Origin of the sequence: Noviherbaspirillum denitrificans (genome assembly GCF_002211445.1) — a bacterium.
GTDB classification, from domain to species: domain Bacteria; phylum Pseudomonadota; class Gammaproteobacteria; order Burkholderiales; family Burkholderiaceae_D; genus Noviherbaspirillum; species Noviherbaspirillum denitrificans.
Window position 1 is genome coordinate 1,242,640 of the sequence record NZ_LSTO01000001.1, and the last position, 6,980, is coordinate 1,249,619.

The 6,980-nt window shown below is 62.8% G+C and carries 11 protein-coding genes; 8 read left to right on the forward strand and 3 right to left on the reverse strand.

Annotated elements, in window-relative coordinates:
* The coding region (locus tag AYR66_RS06205) for a general secretion pathway protein GspB (RefSeq protein ID WP_206047078.1) at positions 1-221 on the forward strand (221 nt) is incomplete at its 5' end.
* On the opposite strand, the gene AYR66_RS06210 is transcribed toward AYR66_RS06205, so the two are convergent.
* The gene (locus AYR66_RS06210; RefSeq protein WP_088709636.1) at positions 218-1,105 is read right to left on the reverse strand and encodes a DMT family transporter; all 888 of its coding nucleotides are present in this window, start codon (positions 1,103-1,105) and stop codon (positions 218-220) included. The genes AYR66_RS06205 and AYR66_RS06210 overlap by 4 nt on opposite strands.
* A 164-nt stretch (positions 1,106-1,269) precedes the next feature.
* On the opposite strand from AYR66_RS06210, the gene AYR66_RS06215 reads away from it, so the two are divergent.
* Positions 1,270-2,184, forward strand: coding sequence for an AraC family transcriptional regulator (locus tag AYR66_RS06215; protein ID WP_088706799.1), 915 nt, complete (start codon positions 1,270-1,272; stop codon positions 2,182-2,184).
* On the opposite strand, the gene AYR66_RS06220 is transcribed toward AYR66_RS06215, so the two are convergent.
* A complete protein-coding gene (locus AYR66_RS06220; RefSeq protein WP_088706800.1) occupies positions 2,181-3,245 on the reverse strand; it encodes an alpha/beta fold hydrolase in 1,065 nt (354 codons plus the stop codon). The two genes, AYR66_RS06215 and AYR66_RS06220, sit on opposite strands and share 4 nt — an antisense overlap.
* Positions 3,246-3,388: 143 nt before the next feature.
* On the opposite strand from AYR66_RS06220, the gene AYR66_RS06225 reads away from it, so the two are divergent.
* Genes AYR66_RS06225 through AYR66_RS06240 form a run of 4 tightly spaced genes read left to right on the forward strand, consistent with a single transcriptional unit; the run spans position 3,389 to position 5,122 of the window.
* Positions 3,389-3,823: a MarR family winged helix-turn-helix transcriptional regulator gene (locus tag AYR66_RS06225; protein WP_141104031.1), complete on the forward strand. Its 435-nt coding sequence runs from the start codon at positions 3,389-3,391 to the stop codon at positions 3,821-3,823.
* Positions 3,824-3,863: 40 nt separating this feature from the next.
* The gene (locus tag AYR66_RS06230; protein ID WP_088706802.1) at positions 3,864-4,286 is read left to right on the forward strand and encodes a PaaI family thioesterase; all 423 of its coding nucleotides are present in this window, start codon (positions 3,864-3,866) and stop codon (positions 4,284-4,286) included.
* Positions 4,283-4,501, forward strand: coding sequence for a DUF1653 domain-containing protein (locus tag AYR66_RS06235; RefSeq protein WP_088706803.1), 219 nt, complete (start codon positions 4,283-4,285; stop codon positions 4,499-4,501). The genes AYR66_RS06230 and AYR66_RS06235 overlap by 4 nt, the downstream gene beginning before the upstream one ends.
* Positions 4,502-4,507: 6 nt before the next feature.
* Complete coding sequence (locus tag AYR66_RS06240; protein ID WP_088706804.1) at positions 4,508-5,122, forward strand: alpha-ketoglutarate-dependent dioxygenase AlkB family protein; 615 nt, start codon at positions 4,508-4,510, stop codon at positions 5,120-5,122.
* A 100-nt stretch (positions 5,123-5,222) separates the two neighbouring features.
* Here the strand turns inward: AYR66_RS06240 and AYR66_RS06245 are convergent, their stop codons facing one another.
* Positions 5,223-5,471, reverse strand: a complete 249-nt coding sequence (locus AYR66_RS06245) for a hypothetical protein (protein WP_088706805.1) — start codon at positions 5,469-5,471, stop codon at positions 5,223-5,225.
* A gap of 249 nt (positions 5,472-5,720) precedes the next feature.
* Between AYR66_RS06245 and AYR66_RS06250 the strand changes: the two genes are divergently transcribed.
* Entirely contained in the window at positions 5,721-6,098 is a 378-nt protein-coding gene (locus AYR66_RS06250) for a SirB2 family protein (protein ID WP_088706806.1), read from the forward strand.
* The coding region (locus AYR66_RS29375; protein WP_206047079.1) for a GGDEF domain-containing protein at positions 6,098-6,980 on the forward strand (883 nt) is incomplete at its 3' end. The genes AYR66_RS06250 and AYR66_RS29375, both read left to right, overlap by 1 nt.

Genomic DNA, 6,980 nt, shown 5'->3' on the forward strand with positions numbered 1-6,980 from the left:
GCACCCTGCAGGACCTGCCGCCGGCCATCCAGCACGAAATTCCCGCACTGACCGTTGGCGGCTACATCTATTCCGGCAACAAGGGCGACAGTTCGGTGCTGGTCAACAACCGCCTGCTGCACGAAGGCGAGGAGGCGGCGCCCGGCCTTGTGATCGAGAAGATGACGCGGACGGGCATGATCCTCAGCTACAAGGGCTACCGCTACCGCCGCGGCTATTAAGCCAATTTCAGCCGCGCCCGCATCGGCAGGAAAGCCATCAGGTTGCCGGCCAGGACGCAGGCAAGTCCGGCGAAGGCCAGGGCATTCCAGTGATAGCCCTCGAACACGGTGGAAATCGTCAGCGCCACCACCGGGAACAGCACCGTGCAGTACGCCGCCTTGTCCGGCCCCATTCGTCCGACCAGCAGCAGGTAAGCGGTAAACCCGACCACCGATCCGGGAATCGCGAGATAGAGCAGCGAGCCGACATAGCGCGCAGTCGGTTCGATGTCGAACGGCATGCCGAGCAGCACGGCGATGACGGTCAGTACGCCAGCGCCGATGAACATCGCCCAGGTATTGGTGAGCCACGGCGTCAGGCCGATTGCCTGCATCCGGCTCGATAACAGGTTGCCGGTCGAGAAGAACAGCGTGCCCAGCAGCGCGAGGCCCAGCCCCTGCAGCATGCCGCCATCGCTCCAGTGCCCCTGCATCTGCGGCAGGAACAGCATCGCAATCCCCGCCAGGCCGAGCAAGGCGCCGACAACGACCTGCGGCTGCATCGTGCGGCCGAGGAAGAGCCGGCCGTTGATTGCATTCCATAACGGCGCAGTCGAGAACACGACTGCCACCAGTCCACTCGGCACCCACTGGCTGGCGTAGTAAAAGCAGAGGAAATTGCAGCAGAACAGCGCAACGCCCTGCGCGCCGAGGTAACGCCAAGCGCGGCGCGGCGGCATGACCGGCTTGCGCATCGCCGCCAGCACCAGCAGCAGTACGACGGCCGCGATCCAGAAACGGTAGGCGATGGAGACCGGCGCGGGTACCGTGCCAAGTTGCCATTTGATGGCGATCCAGGTGGATCCCCAGATGAGGACGGTCAGGGTATAGAGGATTGCGTTCATGGCATCCATGCTGCCGCGGCGGCGCCAGAAGGACTTGTCCGGATTTGCGGCATCGTCGCCGAACTTGTCTGTTCTTGCGCTTTTCGGGGCTGCTGAGACCCGCGCCCGACACGTAGTAACCGGAAGTGATACAGTGCAATCCTGATTCAGGAGTTCGCACCACCATGCCCGACCGCCCCCGCCTCTACGCGCCCGAGACGCCGCCGACGCGTATCACGCACGCGGTGTTCAACACCCTGCGCGGGACAAATGCGGAACTGGAGCGTTTCGCCTGGCTGGGCGACGACCTCGCGATCGCGATCTGGCATCGCCAGACCGACGAAGAAGAAACGGCCTACATCCGGCCCGGCCACCACACCCTCTCCTACTACCTCGGCGGCGGCTACCGCACCGAGCGCAACGAACTGCCCGGCATGTACGGCAGCCCGGGGCGGCTGTGCACCCTGCCCGACGACCATGAATCGCGCTGGGTGGTGCGCGACCGGCTGCGCTTCCTGCATGTGTACTTCCTGCCCGAGCACTTCACCCGCCGCGCGGTGCAGGAGCTGGACCGCGAACCGCGTGAGCTGACACTGGCCGACCGCACCTATTTCGAAGATACCGCGATTGCCCGCCTGTGCACCGGGCTGGTACAGATGCCGTGGGACGGCCCGGATGCGCTGCTGCGCGCGAATGAAACCGTGCATGACACCCTGAGCCACCTGCTGCGCTCGCAATCGGCGCCGCGCCACAATGTGTCGATGAAAGGCGGCGTCGCGCCAGTCGTGCGCCGCCGCCTGGCGGAGTACATCGACGCCCATCTCGACCGCAACATCACGCTCGGCATGTTGTCCGATGCGGCCGGGCTGTCCGAATACCACCTCGCGCGCATGTTCCGCATTTCCTTCGGCATGCCGCCGCATGCATGGATCGCCGCGCGCCGCCTCGACCGCGCGCGGCAATTGCTGAAGTCAACCGCGCTGCCCCTGCAGCAGGTTGCGGACGCCTGCGGCTACGCCGACCTCAGCCACTTCAGCCATCGCTTCCGCGCCGCCATCGGCGTATCGCCCCGCCAGTACCGGCAGGTCATCAGTCATTAAATCGCCTGCGCCGGCGCAGGGAAGATATGCCTGTGCTCGCCGCGCTGTTCAGCAGCAAGCGCCGTTGATGCCTGGTCGATTGCGCCCAGCACTTCATCCGGCGCGAAGTGGTGCAGCATGTGCCCCGCCCCGTGCGTGACGTGATAGGAACTGTGTGGCAGCTCCCTGTGCAATTGCTCGGACTGGGTGCGACTGTCGACATGCTTGTCGCCGTCACCCGCCATGATGACGACCGGCATGGTCAGCTCATGGTAGCGATGACGCAGTGCGAAGGCGGATGGAATCATCAGCGCCGTTTCCGCCGCGGCGGCGCGCAGCGATGCCGGACGCAACGTCATCCATACCGGGAAACGCGCCTCGAATTTATGCGGCACCTCTGCGGGCGAGAAGATGCGCTTCTTCATCATCGGCCAGATCATGCGGCCGATCAGCGGTGACACGGTATAGCGCATGAGGTCACCGATCAGCGGAATCGCCGGCGGCGACAGCAGCGGCACATCCAGCCGTGCCGTCGGATAGTAGTAGCCCGACATCAGCACCAGGCTCTTCACATCGTCCGGGTAATCGAGGCCGAGCGCGACCGCAACCATCGCCCCCCAGGAGTGCCCGACGACGATCGGCTGCGATACCCCGATCTGGTCGAGCGCATGATGCAGCAGCGTAGCCTGCGCCTGCGGCGTCCAGATCGTGGTGCGCGGCCTGTCGCTGTAGCCGTAGCCTGGCCGGTCGAAGGCAATCACGCGGTATTTCTTCGAGGCCAGGTCGATCAGGCCGCTGATCTCGAAATCCTGGATCAGGCTGCCGTCGCCATGCAGCAGCACGACCGGCTGCCCGGAGCCGCGCTCGACATAGTGCAGGCGGATGCCATCGACTTCCACGAACTTTCCCGCCGGCGGGGTGTCGTTCTCTGCTTCGCGGGTACGCTGGCGCACGGTGTAAGCGGCAGCGGCCAGCGCAATGCCGGCGGCCAGCAGGGCAGTATTGCGGCGAGGATTTGCGCGGATGCCGGCAGCGGATTGCCTCGCGTAACGGCGGATGTCTTCTTTGGTCGCGGTGTGCATGTTTACTTCCTCCTGCTGTTCTTCGGAGTTGTTGGAAGCACATCATCCGCGGGAAGTTCAACGTTTCGACGCTCCCGGACCTGATTTGACAGCTAAATGTATATGCATATATATTGAATTCATCCCCATTTTGGCCAGATACCGTGAAAGCCCTCAAGCTCCCCTGTTACTGCGGATCCATCCGGCAAGCTTCGCGCGTTGTCACGCAGATGTACGACAAGGCGCTCAAGCCGTCGGGCCTGAAGATCACGCAATTCAGCATCCTGCGCCTGCTCAAGCATTTCCCCGGGCTAACCACCGGCGAAATGGCGGATGCCCTGGTCATGGACAGCACGACACTGACGCGCACCCTGAAAATCATCCACAACAGCAACTGGATCGAATCGGCGGCTGGCGAGGACCGGCGCGAGCGCCATTGGTCATTGACTGCTGAAGGCCGCGCGCGGCTGCAGGCAGCGGAACCATTGTGGAAAAGCGCGCAGAAGGAATTCGCCGACATGATGCGCGACATCGACCTGGACGAATTGACGCAGTCGGTCTACCAGCTGGTACAGAAATCCGTCGAAGCCGTCGCCTGAACTCGGCTTGCCCCACCATTTTCAAGAACAAGGAACAACCATGGGACACCCACTCGATGCCGCCTCCTTCAACGAGCGCGGCGCCGGCTACCTGCCCGGGCATCTCGGCATCAAGATCAACAGCGTCGACAAACATGTGCTTCACTCGGAGCTGGAGGTGCAGGGCCATCATCTCGCACCGAACGGTTACCTGCATGCCGGCACCGTCGTGACGCTTGCCGACACCTCGTGCGGCTATGGCTGCATCGCCAGCCTGCCGGAAGGCGCGGTGTCCTTCACCACCATTGAGCTCAAGAGCAATTTCCTCGGCACCGCGCGCGAAGGCGTGGTCGAATGCGAAGCAAAGCTGGTCCACGGCGGACGCAATACGCAGGTGTGGGATGCACTGGTAAAGCACCGTGATACCGGCAAATTGATGGCGACCTTCCGCTGCACGCAAATGATCCTGTATCCGAAGTCATGACCGACATCCAGCCCGGCGTCTACGAGCACTACAAGGGAAAGAAGTATTTCGTGCTCGGCCTGTCGCGCAACACCGAGACGAACGAAGTCTGCGTGGTCTACAGGCCGCTGTACGAAACCGACTGGCCGCAGCTGGTGCACCGGAACGCCAGCATGTTTTTCGAGTCTGTGACGGTGGAAGGCAGGCAGGTGCCGCGCTTTCGCAAGATCGACTGAAACAGGATGGACACGCTGTTCGACACGCCCGGCATTTGGGAGACGATCCCGGCCATCGATGCCGAGCTGCGGGTGATGCCCGGCTTCTACCGCCAGCCGGATACGGCGGCATTCATGCAGCAGCTGCTTGAAGAAACACCGTGGCAGCAGGAAACCATCACGCTCTGGGGCAAGCAGCACCTGCAGCCGCGCCTCTCGGCGTGGTACGGCGATCCCGGCAGCTCCTACGCGTATTCCGGCGTTGTGCTGGAGCCGCATCCGTGGACGGAAATACTCCAGCGAATCAAGAGCGATGTAGAAGCGGCAACGTCGACCCGTTACAACAGCGTCCTGCTCAATCTCTACCGTGATGAAAACGACAGCGTGGGATGGCACAGCGATGCCGAACCCGCACTCGGCAGCTGTCCGGTGATCGCATCACTGACACTGGGGGAAAGCCGGACCTTCCGCCTTCGGCACAAGTTGCGCAAGGACCTCAAGCCGCTGCTGCTCGACCTCGCCGATGGCAGCCTGCTGCTGATGGCGGGAAAGACCCAGCATTGCTGGCAGCATGCGGTGCTGAAGGAGCGCGCACCCCGGGGACCGCGCATCAACCTGACCTTCAGGACGATCAGGACGTAAAAAAAAGCGGCCACGTGTGGCCGCTTATTCAAGGAGCACGTGCCGTGCTCCGAAGCGTCGCTCGCTGGGTGGCAATACGACGGGTAAAACTGGGTCGCGCTCAGGCGCGGCGTGCGATCATGTCCAGTTCCTGTGCCAGGTTCGGCATCACGGAATCAGATGCGGACATACGATACAGGCGGTACAGCGAAACGTTTTCGCGAGCCTGGCGCACTTGCGCCGGCTGTTCAGCGCGCGGTGTGACGGCGAACAACGCTGCCAGCAACGCACGGGCGGCGCGGCCGACATTTTCTGCATAGCTCGAACCGATGGTGCCAGCGGTCGGGTTTGCGATTGTCAGGGTTGCCATGATTCATTCCTCTCGATAAAAAATTCTTGCATGGACACAGTGTAGGGATCGAGAAGATATATATCCAATTGCGATTTCGGATAACTGAAATTCATTTTGTGAATATTGCCAAGCTGAAATCGACCTGCTCCTGTCGGAGTCTGTCCGTTTTTTCCCGCCGCAAATCGTGACCGGCGCAGAGGTTGATAGAATGCGTGATTCGCCGAGTTATGCCGGGCCGGAATCTATCGCGGCTCCCGACACGAGACAATGAGTTATCTTGCGCTGAAACACCTGCACATGAGCTTCGCCTTCCTGAGCGGCTCCCTGTTCCTCATTCGCGGCGTCCTTATGCTGCGGCAGCCGGAAGGTTTGCCCCCCCGCACGACCCTGCTCGATCGCGGCTCCCACATCATCGACACCATCCTGCTGGCGAGCGCGCTGACCATGGTGGTATGGAGCGCGCAATACCCGTTCGTGGTGACCTGGCTCACCGTCAAGGTGTTCGCCGTGCTTGCCTACATCGTCGTCGGTGCAATTGCACTGCGGCGCGGCAAGACCAAGGGCGTGCGCACCGGCGCATTCTTCGTGGCGCTGCTGATCTTCGGCTACATCCTGAAACTGGCCATCACCAAGCAGGTCGCATAGTGGAATCCCTCGGCACCTTCGGCGCATCGGGCTACCGCATCGCCGACATCCAGTTGTTCCAGGGCGCGTCCACGGAGCAGGTTGCAAAACTGATCAACCCATGCCCGGTAGTGCGGATCGCCGCGCACCACTCCATGCAGGACTGGACGCACAAGGGAGGCCGGCTGTTCATCGTGCTGCAAGGCGCGCTCGACGTCACCCATGTCGACACGCGCGATTCCCGCCTCGACGGCGCAGCATCGAAGGTGCTTCCGGGCGAATGCGTGGGCGAGCTGTCGGTGCTGGACGAGGAAGCGTCATCCGAGCGCATCACCGCGCGCATCGATTCCGACGTGCTGGTGATCGAAGCAGACATCCTATGGAAGCTGGTCGACGATGCGAACCATGTCGCGCGCAACCTGCTGCGCCTGCTGTCCTTCCGCGTGCGTGCCGCCAATGCACAGCTGCGCCGCCGCCAGAAGGTCGGCGAGTTCTACCGCCAGCTGTCGATGGTGGACGGCCTCACCGGCCTGCAGAACCGTGCCTGGCTCAACGACAACCTGCCGCGCATGATCGAGAACGCGCACATCGTCAACAGCCAGCTGTCGGTGGTCATGATGGACCTCGACCACTTCAAGCAATTCAACGACCAGCACGGCCACGTGTCGGGAGACCATGCGCTGCAGGTCGCGGCGAAGGTGATCGCCGCCGGCTTGCGCCCGACCGACTATGCCGCTCGCTTCGGCGGTGAGGAACTGATCGTGATCCTGCCAAACACCGCACAGACCAGCGCGCTGATGGTGGCGCAGCGGCTGTGCGAGCGCCTGCGCCAGGCGGTCGTATTCAGCGAGATGCACCGGCCGCTGCCGCACATCACCGCCTCATTCGGCGTGGCCACGCTGG